This is a genomic window from Bacillus proteolyticus, from assembly GCF_001884065.1.
Taxonomy (GTDB): Bacteria; Bacillota; Bacilli; order Bacillales; family Bacillaceae_G; genus Bacillus_A; species Bacillus_A proteolyticus.
On record NZ_MACH01000072.1, the window covers coordinates 38,160 to 56,082 of the forward strand.

A 17,923-nucleotide genomic window follows, 5' to 3' on the forward strand; every position below is an offset into this window, starting at 1 on the left:
GAAAAGGGGTGACTGTACTATGAGTACGGCAAGTTTATTTTCAATTCTTTTAATTGGAATTGCGTCCAATTTAGATAATGCAGGTGTTGGGATTGCGTATGGTATTCGTAAAATTCGAATTTCGTGGTTTAACAATTTTATCATCGCATTTTTTGGATTTTCATTTACTTTACTAGCTGGATTTTTTGGGAATTGGATTGCATTATATATTTCGGAGTTTACAGCAAACCTTATTGGAGCAATTGTTTTAGGAATAATTGGGGTATTTATTTTATGTCAGCCTTTCTTGAGTCAAAAAGACACCGTAGAATTTAAGGATGGTAGTGTACTTATGGGGATTTTGCGTGATCCAGAAAAAGCAGATTTTGATGGTTCTAAAACAATTGGTTTTTCTGAAGCAATTGTTTTAGGAGTTGCATTATCTATAAATAATATTGCAGGTGGATTTGATGCTGGAGTAACAAATTTAAATCTTTGGCTTACAGCATGTATTTCTGGGGTGTTTAGTTTTATTTGTATTAGTGGTTTTGTGTATGTAGGAAAACGATTTTTAGCTGAATACTTAGGGAAATGGGCGACTATAATTGCAGGCGTTTTATTAATTCTCATTGGGATAGACCAATTGTTGTAAGAAGAATAGAATACAATGTTCGAGTATTTCCTTGGAAATTTGGTAAGGGATTGCATATATCGACATACTTCTCTTCATACTAATACTGATTTCTTTTAAAGAAAGGGGGATCCGTATGGGACGTGGGAAAGCATTTGATCATAAGAAAAAAGGGCATGATCATCAACCGCCTAAAGGTGCTCATATTCATAAAGATGTAAATGAGCATACATTAGAAGAGGAAGAATTACCTGTTAATATTGAAACGTATAAAAATAGTTTAAAAAAACATTAAAAGCACCTACATAGGTGCTTTTTTAACGTATATCTTCAATTAATTGTTCCGATTCTTCATGCATACTGTACTCACTTAATACTTGGATGCAAAGCCACTTTAATTCTTCGATAGTATGCTCAAGTTCTTCAGGAAGCACATGATGAATGTCTTCAAGTCCCATTCCGAAATGAATAAGCTCTAGTACTTGATCATCGATGTTCCGATCCATTAATAATTCAAGCACCTCTAAATTGAATATGTATCGGTGAGCTTCATCGAGTGAAACAACTTTTAACTTCAAGCTTTCTACAATACTCAATATAAAAAGAAGAATTGTTTTTTCAAGAACAGGTTGTTTTTCCATTTGAAATATCAGTTTCATCTTTTACACCTCCACATATAGCGTTAGGTTGTACTATATTATTCAGGAGGGGGGAGCAAATATGCATAATAAAGCGAAACTTTCATTATTGTTTTTATTTTGTTATTAATGATTGGTGAAACTAAATTTTTCGTGAAATAAAAAATCCTGCTAGTATAGCAGGATAACTTCCGAAATTAAAATATACTCCAGCCTTCTTGGGCAGAAAGTAATTCAAGAATTTTAAAACCAGCGATACTATTTCCGTTTGCATCTAAAGCGGGTCCGAAAATGCCGATTCCCATTTCGCCTTTTACGCAGCCGAAAATACCGCCCGCTACACCACTTTTTGCAGGGATTCCAACGCGAATTGCAAATTCACCAGATTCATTATACATCCCGCAAGTAACCATAAATGTTTTACAAATTTTTGTAATATGTTTAGGGATAATTTGTTTTTTCTTGTATGGATCGTAGCCATCCATTGCAAAAATTAAGCCAATACGTGCTAAATCGATACAATTTACTTCAACTGCACATTGACGAGTGTATAAATCCATAAGTTCTTCAATGTCACAATCTATAATGCCGTTTTGTTTCATATAGTAACAAAGTGAACGGTTTAAGTAAGCAGTCTCTAATTCTGAATTGGCAACTTTAGAAGAATAGTTAATTGTAGGATTATCTGTTATTTCACGTGCAAAATGAAGAATACGCTCCATTTTTTCTTCGTTATTTTTTCCTGCCAACATGCTTGTAATAGCTAGTGCACCTGCATTAATCATTGGATTAAGAGGTTTGGAAGGACTTGTCGTTTCTAACTTAATAATAGAATTAAAAGGATCACCAGTTGGCTCCATTCCAACTTTAGAAAATACATATTCTTCACCACGATCTAAAAGGGCAAGTGCAAGTGTAATTACTTTGGAAATACTTTGAAGAGTAAATAGTGTTTGTGAGTTGCCAGCATGGATATATTCTGTTTCTTTATGGAAAATGGCAATCCCTAAATCATCTGGATTTGCATTTCCTAGTTCGGGGATATAAGTAGCAAGCTTTCCTTTTTTCGTATATGGTTTTACTTGTTCTAACAACTGTTGTAAGTTGTTTGTTTCAATGCACTGCATAGTACCAACGCTCCTATTTCGAATTAACTAAGTTTACTTTTCCCGATATGCTCAGAAATAAATAATAACATGAAAAAGTGGAATGATAAAACGAAAGTTATTTGTGCTATAATAAGTTTTTTTGTCTGTATATTGTGTAGCTAACAAGGAGAATTTCCCTTTTATATAACAGTTTGGAAATAGAAAACTTATCCATAAAAAGTTCGAAAATAAAAACTACACATCTATACAACTATATGTTATTATGATTATGTAATAGAAAGCGTTTTCTAAGGCGTACTTATAATGATAACGATTTCATAAATTTGATAGGGGGAATTAAAATGTTGCAGTTTTTACAACGTATTGGTAAAGCGTTAATGCTTCCAATCGCCGTACTACCAGCAGCAGGATTATTGCTTCGTTTAGGACAAGAAGACGTATTTAATATTCCTGTTATGGCACAGGCCGGTGCAGCAATTTTTGATAATTTAGCACTTATTTTTGCAATTGGTGTTGCAATCGGTTTGTCTATTGATGGTAGTGGAGCAGCAGGACTTGCTGGGGCAATCGGATATCTTGTTTTACAAAATACAACGAACGCTCTAAGTAAGGCATATTCAGCAGCGGAGCTGAATGATAAATTAAAAAGTGTTCAGGATTTAGTAGGTTCAGTAGATCCAACTAAATTAGCAGATACAATGACAAAAGTTTCAAAAGCAGCGGCGTTAACGCCAAAAATAAATATGGCCATACTTGGTGGTATTATTGCTGGGGTTGTTGCTGGATTACTATATAACAAATTCCATAAGATTAAATTACCAGAATGGTTAGGTTTCTTTGCGGGGAAACGTTTCGTACCAATCATTACTTCTATTGTAATGCTTCTTTTAGGATTAGTATTCGGTCAAATTTGGCCAACAATTCAAAGTGGTATTGATGCGGTAGCACACGGCATCGTGAACTTAGGGTCAGTTGGTGCTGGTTTATTCGGATTATTAAACCGTTTATTAATCCCAATCGGTTTACACCATGTAATGAACACATACTTCTGGTTTGTACTTGGTGACTTTACAAATGCAGCTGGTGATATCGTTCATGGTGATATTGCACGCTTCTTTGCAAAAGATCCATCAGCAGGTATGTTCATGACTGGTTTCTTCCCAATCATGATGTTCGGTTTACCAGCAGCGTGTTTCGCAATGATTGCGGCTGCTAAACCAGAGAAGCGTAAAATGGTTACAGGTATGTTAGGTGGTCTAGCATTAACTTCATTCTTAACTGGTATTACAGAACCGATTGAATTCTCATTCATGTTCTTATCACCAGTATTATACGGTATTCATGCAGTATTAACAGGTCTTTCTTTATTCATTACAACAACACTTGGCATTCACGATGGCTTCTCATTTAGTGCCGGTGCAATCGATTACGTTTTAAACTTTGGCATTGCAACAAAACCAGTATTGCTAGCGGGAATCGGTTTAATTTACGCAGCAATTTACTTCGTAGTATTCTACTTCTTAATTAAGAAGTTCGATTTAAAAACTCCTGGTCGTGAAGATGACGATGAGTTAGCTGAAGAGGGTGATGCACCAGTTGCAGGTTCAATTGGTGAAACTTACGTAGCAGCTTTAGGTGGAAAAGAAAACTTAACAGTTATTGATAACTGTGCAACACGTCTACGCTTACAAGTGAAAGATGCTGGTCAAGTAAATGAAGCAGCATTAAAACGTGCTGGTGCAAAAGGTGTTATGAAATTAAGTAACACAAGTGTACAAGTTATCGTGGGTACAAATGTTGAATCTGTTGCCGATGATATGAAAAAACACGTATAAATAGTTAGATAAGAGGATATCCAAAAAGATTGATAACACCAGTCTTTTACAGGATATCCTCTTTTATTATGTTGAAATTTTAAAGGGAATCTTACTTTTGTAAATTTTCTTTTTCTTTTTTATACATATAGGTTGGTAATATGTTCAGCGCGTGATAAAGTAGGGATGACATAGAATGGAGTGTCTATAATCTACTGAAATGATTTGAAAAAAGTCTTGTGTAGATGAATTAAATTATCGGTAAATAAGGGGAAAAGGGTAATCATGGATCAGGAAAAAAATACTGTTAGTGGGAAAGTACGTCGTCCGTTTGTATACATAAAAAGAACAATCATTCTCGTCCTACTATGTTCACTTGTATATTTCATGTATACAAAAATTGTTGCGCATAATAAAAAAGAGGAAACTTTAAAAGCAGTAGCAGAAATGAAGAAGCAAGAAGAGATAAAAAAGCAAGAAGAAATGAAAAGACAAGAAGCTGAAAAACAAAGAAAACAAAAAGAACAGGAAGAACAGATAAAGCAGGCGCAAGTTATAGAGAAACCTGCTGAAGGGCCGCCTCAAGAAATTAATGAAAACGCTCAATTGGATCAATATTTACAAAACACAGGATTTAGTGGGACAGCTGTTATTGTGAAGAACGGAAAAGTTCTTTTGAATAAAGGATACGGTATGGCGAACAAAGAGAAGCAAGTACCGAATAATTCAGAAACGACCTTTTATATTGGCTCTATTTCAAAGGCATTTGTAGCGACTACTATTATGCAACTCAAAGATCAAAATAAATTACAGGTAGAGGATACGATTGCAAAGTATATTCCAGATTTCCCTCAAGGTAATAGCATTCAACTAAAACATCTATTAACACATACATCAGGGATTCCGGAATATGAGCAGGGAACAGAGGATATTTCTCATGAGGAACTGATAAAGCGGATAGGCAATCAAAAGCGTATTGCAGGCCCAGGAGAGAAATGGAAGTATTCAGATTCGAACTACTCTATACTTGCCTACATTGCCGAAAAGGTAAGTGGACAACCATTAGAAGAATATATTGAACAACATATTTTTGCTATTGCTGGTATGAAGCATTCTGGTTTTGGTAAAGCGTTAGAACAAACAAGATTCCCATCAACGGGTTATAAAATAGTAAATAATAATATGACAACACCTAACATTCCGAGCATGTCACAACTATATGGTTGTGGTGATATATATACGAGCGCACATGATTTATATTTATTTAATGAAGCACTATTCTCTGGAAAATTAATTTCAAAAGAGAGTTATAATCAAATGTTTACTGCCGTCAAAAAAGATTACGGATTTGGCTGGTATGTTGATCCGGGCAGTTATTCAAATCATGGTGTAATGCCAGGTTGGAATTGCTTAAATGGATTTAGTAAAAATGGTAGTGTATATGTTGTTTTATTATCTAACATTCAAAATAACATTAAATCGTTTGGTAAAGTGAATAACGATATTTATACGATGTTACGAAATATTGAAGTGTAAAAGACTATCCCTTTTGGATAGTCTTTTTTTATTGAGGAAGTGTATGTGCAATGGGATAATGAAATAAAGTGAAACTTTAATTAGTGGGGGTCTTACTGCCCGTTAATGCGGGATAAATGGAAAAGGGGGAGGGATATGAGTATACATAAGCATCACGCACGTAATGCGAAACGAATTTTCTTTGTATCTGTCATTGTATGGATTATCGTCGCAATTGTATTAGTGATGGAATATAACAAAGGGATGCTATTCACTTCGGAGAAAGAAAATCTAAAATTAATAGGTGTTGTACTACCAGCATTTGGATTATTAATATATAGCTTTACGGAAAAACGAAGATCAAAAATGCTTAAACAGGAAAATTATAATATAGAGACTTCTGAATTATTTGAGCAACAAAAATTTGTTGTTCGCAAAGAGGTAGGGGTATTTCAAGTAATAACGTACTTTGGATTAGATGGAAATACAGTAGGTTTTTTAAAAGAAGAGTATGATTTTGTTATTCAACGTGTATGGCAAGCTGTACTTTCTTTTCTTTTTAAGGGACTACATAAGCAACAATTTTATTTATATAATCACTCGGGAGAAAGATTGTTGCGTGTTCAAAAGAAGATGGGAGTACGTAATTTCTATATTTTTTCTGATGTAGATGGAAAGAAAATTGGAGAGTTGAAACAAGTACTAAGTTTAACAAAGTGGGAATGGATCTTTTTAGGGGTGAATGGTAAAGAATTGGGTAAAGTGACTGGAGACCTTTCAGCAACAATGCAGAAAATAGACTGGCGAGATGGCACGCATATTGATGTGAAAGAAGATGGTATTCCGTTAGAAGCTGCTAAGTATTTCTCGGCAAGTGGTGGTTCACTTGTTACAGCTTATATAAGTGAACAGGCAGAATTACCACGAGCAGTTTATTATAGTGTCTCTGCGATAGTTACAATTAAAAATTAAAATATATATAAAGATAGATGGGATACCATCTATCTTTTTTATGTGATTAGAACATATTGTTTCGTTGAAAAATGTATGTCTTACCTATCACAAAAAAGTTTGTTTTGTATACATTAAGATGTATGGATGTATTTTTATAATTTAAAAATAATAGGAGGAGAAGTGTATGTGTCTGTTCGGTAAGTATTGGAAAAAGTTATCGAGATTGTTTAATAGACAATTAGATTATTTTTTAGATAATAAGTTATTGCCTGCTGTGGAACGACTTTTATTTTCGCAAAACTTCGCAAGGTTTATTCAAAGAAATTCTAAGCAAGCTACGGAAGATTTTATAGAATCAAGTCAATTCCAATCTATTATTTGTAACATTTTAAAAGAATGTAATACATCACCATTTAAAGAAATTGCAAAGCAATATTTAGGTAAAAACGTCGAAATTACTGTGACAGTTGGACAGTTAACGGGTGTCATTGTAGCAGTTGGTGACGATTTCTTAACGCTGCAAGAAGGAATAGGAACTGAAGTTTTATTACCATTTACAAGTATTATATCAATTAAAGAAGTGTAAGAAAGGAGACTTATATATGTTATTTACTGATGAATTGCGTAACCATGTTGGTGAGTTAGTGCAAGTTGTGACAGCTGTAGAAATCGTTGCAGGTATTCTTTTATCTGTGACGGACGGGGCAGTAAGTGTTCGTACTTCTCCTTCTTATGGACCACCGGAAGATGTACTTGTACGTATTCCTATTATTTCTTATGTTCGCTTGGAAGGGTAAGAGTGATGCAAGTATGAAAGTATCAGTTGTTATTCCGGTGCATAATGAAGCAAGTACTTTATCACAAGTCTTAGTAGAAGTGGAGAAGCTCGAGCCTTATGAAATTATCGTAGTAGATAATGGATCGACAGATGAGACAAAAGAAATAGCCTTCCAACATCATTGCCGCGTGATTTATTATAAACATTCTCTTGGCAATGATGTTGGAAGGGCAATTGGAGCTAGAGAAGCAAATGGTGACATCGTATTATTTTTAGATGGTGATATCGTTATTGATAATATAGAGCTACAACGTTTCGTGAAAGGAATCCAGCGGGGGCATCAAATTGTTGTGAATAATTTAACATGGTCTGTGTATTTAAAGGTGAGACCACATTATACGACAGTTGGAAAATGTATGTTGAATCGTTATTTGAATAAAAAAGAGCTTGTTGTCGGATCATTAATCGCAATTCCACATGCGATGAGTAGAGAAGTTATCGAGAGGCTTGGATGGTGGAATTTAGCAGATCCAGCATTATTTCAAGCGATGGCGATGTCTAGAGGAGTAGATATTGTTGATATGGCTTCGGTCGATGTAATTCACACAAATAAAGTTCGTCCTGTGCATACTGGTACATCACCAGGTTCTCCTTATCCGAAAGCGACTAGTCGTATTATGGGTGATCATTTACGTGCTTTGCAATATGTAATCGAAACATATGGTAAACGTGGCGGTTTTTCGGAGGGAAACAGGGATAGAGAGTTTATAGGGAAGTATAAACCAGTTTTATTAAAGAAGGAACAGGCGAAATATAGTGCGATTATACCAGTGTCAGAAGAAAAAATGACTATAAGATCTGTTATACAAGAAGTGAAAAAAGCAGGTGTAGATGAAATTATAGTTGTTGCAAATGGAGCAGATGGTGAGACGATTAAACAAGCAAAGTTAGAGAATGTTATTGTAGTTGAATTCACGAAGGCGCTTGGACATAATGTAGCACGAGCGATAGGGGCTATGCATGCTACGGCAGATATTTGTTTATTTGTTGATGGTGACTTTGCTATTCCGGCAAAAAAACTAATTCCATTTTTGCATGCTATTGAAGACGGGAATGATGTGGCGTTAAATGATTTACAATGTTTGTTAGATATGTTTCATCCGGCAGATCCAATTAGTATGGGGAAATATTTCGTGAATTTGGTAGCAAAACGACCAGACTTATGGAACAACTCGTTAACGGCAGTACCACATGCTATGCGTAAAAAGGTAATAGAGAAAATTGGATATGATTCTCTTATCATTCCCCCATTAGCTCAAATGAAAGCTATTTTAGAAGAATGTTCTATTACAGCAGTGGAATTTGTAGATGTTATAAAAACAAATCGAGTACGCCCAGAGCAACATGGGTTTGTAAATGGACGTATTCCAGCATTTGACCGTATTTTTGGTGATCAGCTTGAGGCGATTGCGTATTTATTACAATATACGGACGAACGCGGAGGATTTACAGATGGAGAGCGGGATAGAGATATAATTCAACAATTGAGAAAGGAAGAAGAAAATATAGATGGATGCTAGTAGTAAAGTAACTATTATTGGATTAGGATATGTCGGCCTTCCTTTGGCTGTCCTTTTTGCAGAAAGAGGACATGCTGTACTTGGATTAGATAAAGATACTAGGAAGATAGAATTAATAATCAAAGGAGAAAGTTATATTCCTGATGTTTCTTCTAACGTATTACAAAATTTATTGAACGAGAGAAAATTAATAGTAAATACACCAGATAAAGGTGTTACGGAGTTCCAAAATAGTGAGTATGTTATTGTGACTGTGCCAACGCCAATTAATGAGAATAAAGAACCCGATTTAAGTGCCCTCGTTTCAGCCTCTTATTATATACAACAACACCTTCAAAAAGGACAAACCTTCATTTTTGAAAGCTCCACATATCCAGGTACACTGGAAGAAGTTATCATTCCTATTATTTCTCAAACAGGTAAAAAGGTAGGAGAAGATTATTATATTGGGTATTCTCCAGAGCGAATTGATCCAGCGAATAGCCAGTATTCAGTCGAAACAATTCCGAAAGTTATTAGTGGACAAACCGAGCAGTGTAAACAAAAAGTACAGGATTTGTATAGCACTATATTTGATGTAGTCGTTCCAGTTAGCTCTCCGAAAGTAGCCGAGATGTGTAAGCTATTTGAAAATATTCAGCGCTTAGTTAATATTTCATTAGTAAATGAGTTAAATATACTTTGTGAAAGTTTGAATATTAATTTTTATGAGGCGCTTGAAGCTGCATCTACAAAACCGTTTGGATTTACTCCGTATTGGCCAGGACCAGGAATAGGGGGACATTGTATCCCGGTAGATCCTTTGTATTTTCAATGGAGAATAAGAAAGGCTGGAGCAATTAGTCAATTAATTGAGGTAGCACATGTAATTAATGAAGAAATGCCAGAGAAAATAATCGGGAAAGTAAAAGGTGTGGTGCAATCACCAGCAACGATTTTAATTGTAGGAATTGCATATAAGAAAGATGTAAATGATTTGAGAGAATCACCAGCGTTGCCAATTATTCAATTATTAATAAAAGAAGGATACAAGATAGAATATCATGATCCGTATATTTCTACAGCGAAAATTGGAGATACACTATATCAATCCGTCCCATTAGATGAACAAAGAATTAAACAAGCGGATTGTATTTTAATTGTAACGGATCACTCTAATATCGATTGGAATCTATTTAAAGGCATTGAGCGATTAATAGATACACGTGGAATTATAAAGAAGGTGAGTGTATGAGTAAGAAATGTTTGATTACAGGTGGAGCAGGATTCATTGGGTCGCATCTAGCTGAAGAATTGGTGAAAAGAGGTTATGAAGTCACGATTGTGGATAACTTCTATAAAGGGAAAAATAAATATCATGATGAATTAATGAAAGAAATTCGGGTTATTCCAATAAGTGTTTTGGATAAAAGTTCTATTTATGAATTAGTAAATCAACATGATGTAGTATTTCATTTAGCGGCAATATTAGGTGTTAAAACGACAATGGAAAAAAGTGTAGAGCTTATTGAAACAAATTTTGATGGGACGAGAAACATTTTGCAAGCAGCGTTAAAAGGGAAGAAGAAAGTAGTATTTGCATCTACTTCTGAAGTATATGGAAAGGGAGAGCCGCCATTCTTTGAAGAAGGAGATCGTTTATACGGTGCAACTTCTAAAATACGCTGGAGTTATGCAGTTTGTAAAACGTTAGAAGAGACATTATGTTTAGGATACGCATTAGAAGGTTTACCTGTAACGATTGTTCGTTATTTTAATATTTATGGTCCAAGAGCGAAAGATGGTCCGTATGCAGGAGTAATACCACGATTTATTCGTGCGGCTTTGCAAGGTGATGATATTCTCGTGTATGGAGATGGAAAGCAGACACGTTGCTTTACGTATGTAAGTGATGCGGTCGAGGCAACAATTCGCGCAATGGGTGAGAATGTAAATGGTGAAATTATTAATATAGGTTCTGAGAATGAAAAAAATATTAAAGAAGTAGCAGAAGTAATTAAAGAACTAACGAATTCTTCTTCGAAAATTGTACATGTTCCTTTTGAAGAAGTATACCCACATGGTTTTGAGGAAATTCCAAATAGAAGACCAGACGTAACAAAATTAAGAGAACTTGTTCAATTTCAAGCGACAGTAACGTGGGAACAGGGATTGAAAGAAACTATTAAATGGTTTCGTGAAGAAAACAATGGCTAAGTCATTATCGGTTATTATTCCTGTATGTAATGAAGTGGATACGATTTCAGATGTGATTCAATCGGTAAAACCACTAAATCCAGTAGAGATTATTGTAGTAGCAAATGGTTGTAATGATGGCACAGAAGCGATTGCTGAGAGCTTAGGATGTACAGTAATCCAGTATAAAGAGTCACTTGGTAACGACGTTGGACGTGCAGTTGGTGCGAAACATGCGATAGGTGATGTATTACTGTTTGTAGATGGTGATTTTGCTATTCAAACTTCAAAATTACAATTATTCCTTAATCCGATTTTGCATGATCAGGCGGATATCGCTTTAAATAATTTGGACGCATTATTTTTAAAGAATCAAAAACCACATTCTATTACAGTATGGCGCCAAATATTAAATGCAATGTTAGAGCGCGAAGAATTAAAAATTGATTCTTTATTATCTGTACCCCATGCGTTGACGAAAGAAGTCGCTCAAAGTATTGGATATGAATGTTTTGTTAATCCTATTGTGGCTCATTTACGCTTAGCACAAAGTAAATGGAAAATTAGTCGTCATTGTGCAATTGACGTTATTACGCCGAATAAATTTCGTCCACTCGAGCATGCTGCATATGGCACGGATCTTTCTCAATCTGAAAAAAGAATGATAGGTGATCATATAGAAGCTGTAGCAGAGCGGATAGTAGGCAGCGATGAGCGCGGAGGATATTATGATGGGAATAGGAAAAGAGAGAGTGTCTATCATACTTTAAATTTTGAAGGATTTTCTCAAGGATGGGGCGTTACATCTAATTTGTATAAAGGAGAGCAATTATCGGTAATTATTCCTGTACAAGATGAAGAGAAAACAATTGGGAACGTTATAGAAGAGCTTCGTAAAATTGAACCTTTTGAAATCATCGTTGTTGTAAATGGTTCATCCGATAAAACGGCAACAATTGCAAAAGACAAGGGAGCAACAACAATTGTATATAAAGAAGCACTTGGAAACGATGTGGGGCGTTCGCTTGGAACTTATTTTGCAAAAGGAGAAATTGTGTTATTTATAGACGGCGATTTTGTTATTCCTGCTAGTGAGCTATATCCCTTTGCAAAAGCAATTGCAGATGGAACAGATGTCGCATTAAATGATTTAAATCATTATTTAGATTTGAGAGTACCACTGCATTTTGTAACTGCATTTAAATATGCATTAAATGTAGCTTGTAATCGAAAAGATTTAGGTGTAGGCTCTCTTATTGCTGTACCTAATGCGTTTAGCAGGTCGTGTTTGAAATCAATTGGATATAGATCTTTACTGTCACCTTGCGTAGCGCAAGTGAAAGCTATTCTTTCAGGATTCGAAATCGCATGTGTAAGTCGTGTTGAGGTCGATAAGATGAACCGTATTCGCCTTAGTGAACATTTTGCAAAAATAGGTCATCCTCCAGCTGTCTTGCGAATTATAGGTGATCATATAGAAGGGGTAGAGCAATTAATCGCATTAAAGGGCGGTCGTGGTGGATTCTATGATGGAAATAGAAAAAGAGATGTTTTATAGGTAACAAAAAAAGTGTACAACATATGTACACTTTTTTGTTCCGTTATAAAAACTATAACAGATTAGGAGATAAGAGTATTACAGCTCTACAATGGGTATCGTTTTTATATTACAAAATAGGACTCGTATATAAGGATACCAAAAAAATACAATTAAAGAAAGGGTTAATTCTAAAGAGTTTTGCATGAGGTTAACACTATGTATGTAGTTATTTGCTCAACATTTCACAAACATGTCACAACTATTTCGTCCACTTTCGAAAAAAAGTAGTATTCTAAGTGTGTAAGCTGTTATATAAAAAAACGTAGTCCTGTACTAATCAAAAATGGAGGAGATTAGGATGACTCAAGTATTAGAAAATGTAAAAAACGCGTGGGAAAACTTTAAAGGTGAAAAATGGAAAGCAGAGATTGATGTTCGCGATTTCATTTTAAATAATGTAAACGTTTACGAGGGAGAAGACTCTTTCTTAGCGGAAGCAACTGAAGAAACGAAAAAACTTTGGGATCAAGTAATGGATTTAACAACAAAGGAACGTGAAAACGGTGGCGTTCTTGATATGGATACAAAAATTGTTTCTTCTATTACATCACATGAACCAGGATATTTAAATAAAGATATTGAAAAAGTGGTCGGTTTCCAAACTGATAAACCATTTAAACGTTCTTTACAACCATATGGTGGTATTCGTATGGCGGAACAAGCTTGTGAAGCGTATGGATATGAAATGGATAAAGAACTTAGCAGTATTTTCAGAGACTGGCGTAAAACTCATAATCAAGGTGTATTTGATGCATACACACCAGAAATGAAAGCGGCTCGTAAATCAGGTGTTATTACTGGTCTTCCAGATGCATATGGACGTGGACGTATTATCGGTGACTATCGCCGCGTAGCATTGTACGGTATAGATCGTTTAATTGAAGCGAAAAAAGCTGATTTTAATTTAACTGGCGGTGTAATGAGCGAAGAGACAATGCGTTTACGCGAAGAATTATCTGAGCAAATGCGTGCACTTCAAGAGTTAAAACAGATGGCTGCTTCTCATGGATTCGATATTTCTAAGCCAGCTACAAATGCACAAGAGGCTTTCCAATGGTTATACTTTGCTTACCTTGCAGCAATTAAAGAGCAAAACGGGGCAGCAATGAGTCTTGGACGTACATCTACATTCTTAGATGTTTACATTGAAAGAGATTTAGCAAATGGTACTTTAACAGAAGAAGCAGCACAAGAAATTGTGGACCATTTCATTATGAAATTACGTCTTGTGAAATTTGCAAGAACACCTGATTACAATGAACTATTCTCTGGTGATCCAACTTGGGTAACTGAATCTATCGGTGGTATGGCGTTAGACGGTCGTCCGTTAGTAACAAAAAACTCATTCCGATTCTTGCATACATTAGATAATTTAGGACCGGCTCCAGAACCAAACTTAACAGTTCTTTGGTCCAAACAGTTACCGCAAAACTTTAAAAACTACTGTGCGAAAATGTCTATTAAAACATCAGCAATTCAATATGAAAATGATGACATTATGCGTCCTGATTACGGCGATGACTACGGTATTGCTTGTTGTGTATCTGCAATGAGAATTGGTAAACAAATGCAGTTCTTCGGAGCACGTGCAAACTTAGCGAAAGCATTACTATATGCGGTTAACGGTGGTAAAGATGAAAAGTCAAAAGCACAAGTTGGTCCTGAATACGCACCAATTACTTCTGAAATATTAGATTATGAAGAAGTTATGCATAAATTCGATATGACAATGGAATGGTTAGCTGGTCTATATTTAAATACATTAAATGTAATTCACTATATGCACGATAAATATAGCTATGAACGTATTGAAATGGCACTTCATGATACAAATGTTCTTCGTACAATGGCAACAGGTATCGCTGGATTATCTGTAGTAGCAGACTCTTTAAGTGCAATTAAATACGCAAAAGTAAAACCAATTCGTGATGAAAATGGTATTGCAGTTGATTTCGAAATTGAGGGAGATTTCCCTAAATACGGTAACAATGATGATCGTGTAGATGAAATCGCAGTAAATCTTGTGAAAACATTTATGAACAAGCTTCGCAAACATAAAACATACCGTAATTCTGTTCATACAATGTCAATCTTAACAATCACATCTAACGTTGTATATGGTAAGAAAACTGGTAACACTCCAGATGGACGTCGTACTGGAGAACCATTTGCACCGGGCGCAAACCCAATGCATGGACGTGATACAAAAGGTGCATTAGCGTCACTATTATCTGTAGCTAAATTACCATATGAAGATGCACAAGACGGTATTTCTAATACATTCTCTATCATTCCAAAAGCACTTGGTAAAGAAGATGATGTACAAGTACGCAACTTAGTATCTATGCTTGATGGATATGCAATAAAAGAAGGACATCACTTAAATATTAACGTATTTAATCGTGAAACATTAATGGATGCAATGGAGCACCCTGAAAAATATCCACAATTAACAATTCGTGTATCTGGTTACGCTGTTAACTTTATTAAATTAACTCGTGAACAACAAATTGATGTAATTAACCGTACAATGCATGAAAGCATGTAAGTGAAAAAAGTGTCCCTCCGCTTTTAATATATAGCGGGGGGAGGCTGTTTCAATAAAGGAGGAAGTAACATGGTAAAAGGAAGAATACATTCTGTAGAGTCTTGTGGTACTGTTGATGGCCCAGGGATTCGTTATGTCATATTTACACAAGGGTGTTTATTACGTTGTCAATATTGTCATAATGCTGATACGTGGGAAATCGGTAAAGGTAAAGAAATAACAGTTGAAGAAGTGATGCAGGATGTGACATGTTACCTTCCATTTATTGAAGCTTCTGGAGGCGGTATAACAGTTAGCGGTGGAGAGCCACTATTACAGCTAGACTTCTTGATTGAGTTGTTTAAAAAGTGTAAAGAATATGGTATCCATACAACGATCGATTCTTCTGGCGGTTGTTATTCTGAAGAACCAGAATTCCAAAATAAGCTAGATATTTTAATGGATTATACAGATTTAGTTTTATTGGATTTGAAGCATATTGATTCAAAGAAACATCGTAAATTAACAGGGAAACCAAATGAACACATTTTACAATTTGCTCGTTATTTATCGGATAAAAAGAAACCAATTTGGGTAAGACATGTATTGGTTCCTGGTGTTACCGATGGTGAAGAGGATCTGCAAAAATTATCAAGCTTTATTCAAAGTCTATCGAATGTTAAGAAAGTGGAAGTGTTACCATACCATAAACTTGGTGTTTATAAATGGGAGGCACTTGGACATAAGTATCCACTTGCGGATGTGAATCCACCGACAGAAGAAAATGTTGAGCATGCGAAACATATTTTAAAAGCAGTCTAATCCAAATATTGGATTAGACTTTTTGTTTCTTTATCCCGCTATTTGTGGACAGTAAACGCCCGATTGGTGAAGGCTAATAATCAGTGGGGGATGAATAAAACCCCCACTGATTAAAGTTTCACTTTATAATAAAATCTAGAGTATATATTCAGAACAGAGTATACTGAAGAAAGAATATCCATATTTTTGTAAAGAGTAAGCGGAGAAATTTACATAATTGTAAAGGGAAATCAAAATAGTAAAAAGAATTAAGAAGTAAAAGAGTGAGTATCATGGAATATAGAACATTTGTAAGTTATTGCGAAAGCTCTTATAGGAAAGTATAATGTAAAGATATGAGCACAGATAGGATTAAGGGGTCAATCTTATATGCTTTGCATATCCACGACAGGTACATAGCTAACAGGGGAATATTGGAATCCGAGTATGTAATGTTTAAGGAAAATGTTTTTCCTATTGTCGTATATGCAATATGGAGAAACAAAAAGCTAGGAGTGGATTTGTTTGATAAAAAACCCCAAGGTTTTAATATTAACTGCACATTACGGTAACGGTCATGTGCAAGTAGCGAAAACATTAGAACAAACCTTTCGCCAAAAAGGAATCAAAGATGTAATTGTATGCGACTTGTTTGGAGAATCACATCCAGTTATAACCGATATTACAAAATATTTATATTTAAAAAGCTATACGATAGGAAAAGAATTATATCGTTTGTTTTATTATGGTGTAGAGAAAATTTATGATAAAAAAATAGCATCGTGGTATGCGAATTTTGGAAGAAAGCGTTTGAAGTTGCTATTAGAGGTAGAGAAACCGGATATTGTTATTAATACCTTTCCAATCATCGCTGTACCAGAATTGAAAAAGCAAATAGGTATTTCTATTCCTGTTTATAACGTATTAACAGATTTTTGCGTTCATAAAATATGGATCCATCGAGAAGTAGATCGTTATTTTGTAGCAACCGATCATGTGAAAAAAGTGATGGTTGATATTGGTGTGCCTGCAGAGCAAATTGTTGAAACCGGGATTCCGATTCGTAGTAGTTTTGAGCTAAAGATCAATCCAGAAATTATATATAATAAATATCAGTTATGTAAGGATAAAAAGATTTTACTAATTGTAGCAGGTGCTCATGGTGTGCTAGGAAGTGTAAAAGAACTATGCCAGTCATTTATGTCAGTACCAAACTTACAAGTAGTTGTCGTTTGTGGGAAAAACGAAGCTTTAAAGCAGGAATTATTGGGGCTGCAGGAGCAAAGTTCTGATGCTTTAAAAGTATTTGGTTATGTTGAAAACATTGATGAGTTATTCCGTGTTACTTCTTGTATGATTACGAAGCCAGGTGGTATTACATTAAGCGAAGCAGCAGCATTACAAGTACCTGTCATTTTATATAAGCCTGTCCCAGGACAAGAAAATGAAAATGCGTTGTATTTTGAAAGAAAAGGGGCTGCAGTTGTAATCCGTGATGATAGTGAAGTTTTTGCAAAAACAGAGGCGTTATTGCAAGATGATATAAAGCTTCTCCAAATGAAAGAAGCGATGAAAAGTATTTATCGTCCTGAACCAGCTGGTCATATCGTGGATGCAATTTTGGCAGAAAATCATGCAGAGCCGAGTCGTATACCTATTAAATCACCAGCTCTTGCCGAATCTTTTACTTAATATGAAACCCCTCTTTTAAACTTTTAAAGAGGGTTTTTTTATTATTGTAACAAAAGTAAGCCTGAATTATTAACTTATCCACAAAGGATCGCGCTTTCATTAGACAGTAAAATCGGAATATTAACAACTA

General features: G+C 35.1%; 16 protein-coding genes. 14 read left to right on the forward strand and 2 right to left on the reverse strand.

Features of this window, described 5'->3' with window-relative positions:
* The first annotated feature begins 19 nt into the window (after positions 1-19).
* Together ytaF and BAQ49_RS32885 are read left to right on the forward strand one after the other, a co-directional pair.
* Positions 20-631 (forward strand): sporulation membrane protein YtaF, encoded by a 612-nt coding sequence (gene ytaF / locus BAQ49_RS11210; RefSeq protein WP_071745377.1) that lies wholly within the window; start codon positions 20-22, stop codon positions 629-631.
* A 115-nt stretch (positions 632-746) separates the two neighbouring features.
* The gene (locus BAQ49_RS32885; protein WP_080743487.1) at positions 747-905 is read left to right on the forward strand and encodes a hypothetical protein; all 159 of its coding nucleotides are present in this window, start codon (positions 747-749) and stop codon (positions 903-905) included.
* 22 nt (positions 906-927) lie between these two features.
* On the opposite strand, the gene BAQ49_RS11215 is transcribed toward BAQ49_RS32885, so the two are convergent.
* Both BAQ49_RS11215 and glsA read right to left on the reverse strand, forming a co-directional pair.
* Entirely contained in the window at positions 928-1,269 is a 342-nt protein-coding gene (locus BAQ49_RS11215; protein WP_000766602.1) for a DUF3969 family protein, read from the reverse strand.
* Between the two features lie 176 nt (positions 1,270-1,445).
* The gene (gene glsA / locus BAQ49_RS11220) at positions 1,446-2,375 is read right to left on the reverse strand and encodes a glutaminase A (protein WP_071745378.1); all 930 of its coding nucleotides are present in this window, start codon (positions 2,373-2,375) and stop codon (positions 1,446-1,448) included.
* A 323-nt stretch (positions 2,376-2,698) separates the two neighbouring features.
* On the opposite strand from glsA, the gene nagE reads away from it, so the two are divergent.
* From nagE to BAQ49_RS11280, 12 genes are all read left to right on the forward strand, one after another.
* Complete coding sequence (gene nagE, locus BAQ49_RS11225) at positions 2,699-4,192, forward strand: N-acetylglucosamine-specific PTS transporter subunit IIBC (protein ID WP_071745379.1); 1,494 nt, start codon at positions 2,699-2,701, stop codon at positions 4,190-4,192.
* A gap of 264 nt (positions 4,193-4,456) precedes the next feature.
* A complete protein-coding gene (locus BAQ49_RS11230) occupies positions 4,457-5,707 on the forward strand; it encodes a serine hydrolase domain-containing protein (protein ID WP_071745380.1) in 1,251 nt (416 codons plus the stop codon).
* Between the two features lie 135 nt (positions 5,708-5,842).
* Positions 5,843-6,658 (forward strand): sugar ABC transporter ATP-binding protein, encoded by an 816-nt coding sequence (locus BAQ49_RS11235; RefSeq protein ID WP_071745381.1) that lies wholly within the window; start codon positions 5,843-5,845, stop codon positions 6,656-6,658.
* A 166-nt stretch (positions 6,659-6,824) separates the two neighbouring features.
* A complete protein-coding gene (locus BAQ49_RS11240; protein WP_071745382.1) occupies positions 6,825-7,226 on the forward strand; it encodes an LSm family protein in 402 nt (133 codons plus the stop codon).
* 16 nt (positions 7,227-7,242) lie between these two features.
* A complete protein-coding gene (locus tag BAQ49_RS11245) occupies positions 7,243-7,437 on the forward strand; it encodes an LSm family protein (protein ID WP_000899472.1) in 195 nt (64 codons plus the stop codon).
* Positions 7,388-8,998, forward strand: coding sequence for a glycosyltransferase family 2 protein (locus BAQ49_RS11250; RefSeq protein ID WP_116733448.1), 1,611 nt, complete (start codon positions 7,388-7,390; stop codon positions 8,996-8,998). The genes BAQ49_RS11245 and BAQ49_RS11250 overlap by 50 nt, the downstream gene beginning before the upstream one ends.
* Complete coding sequence (locus BAQ49_RS11255) at positions 8,988-10,232, forward strand: nucleotide sugar dehydrogenase (protein WP_071745384.1); 1,245 nt, start codon at positions 8,988-8,990, stop codon at positions 10,230-10,232. The genes BAQ49_RS11250 and BAQ49_RS11255 overlap by 11 nt, the downstream gene beginning before the upstream one ends.
* The gene (locus tag BAQ49_RS11260; protein ID WP_071745385.1) at positions 10,229-11,194 is read left to right on the forward strand and encodes a UDP-N-acetyl-alpha-D-glucosaminuronate decarboxylase; all 966 of its coding nucleotides are present in this window, start codon (positions 10,229-10,231) and stop codon (positions 11,192-11,194) included. Before BAQ49_RS11255 ends, BAQ49_RS11260 begins: the two co-directional genes overlap by 4 nt.
* Positions 11,187-12,731 carry a glycosyltransferase gene (locus BAQ49_RS11265; RefSeq protein ID WP_071745386.1) on the forward strand — a complete coding sequence of 515 codons (1,545 nt, stop codon included), beginning with the start codon at positions 11,187-11,189 and terminating at the stop codon, positions 12,729-12,731. The genes BAQ49_RS11260 and BAQ49_RS11265 overlap by 8 nt, the downstream gene beginning before the upstream one ends.
* A gap of 340 nt (positions 12,732-13,071) precedes the next feature.
* Positions 13,072-15,321 (forward strand): formate C-acetyltransferase, encoded by a 2,250-nt coding sequence (pflB, locus tag BAQ49_RS11270; protein WP_071745387.1) that lies wholly within the window; start codon positions 13,072-13,074, stop codon positions 15,319-15,321.
* A 69-nt stretch (positions 15,322-15,390) separates the two neighbouring features.
* Positions 15,391-16,122 carry a pyruvate formate-lyase-activating protein gene (pflA, locus tag BAQ49_RS11275; protein WP_071745388.1) on the forward strand — a complete coding sequence of 244 codons (732 nt, stop codon included), beginning with the start codon at positions 15,391-15,393 and terminating at the stop codon, positions 16,120-16,122.
* A 504-nt stretch (positions 16,123-16,626) separates the two neighbouring features.
* A complete protein-coding gene (locus BAQ49_RS11280) occupies positions 16,627-17,793 on the forward strand; it encodes a diglucosyl diacylglycerol synthase (protein WP_071745389.1) in 1,167 nt (388 codons plus the stop codon).
* Positions 17,794-17,923 lie beyond the last annotated feature (130 nt).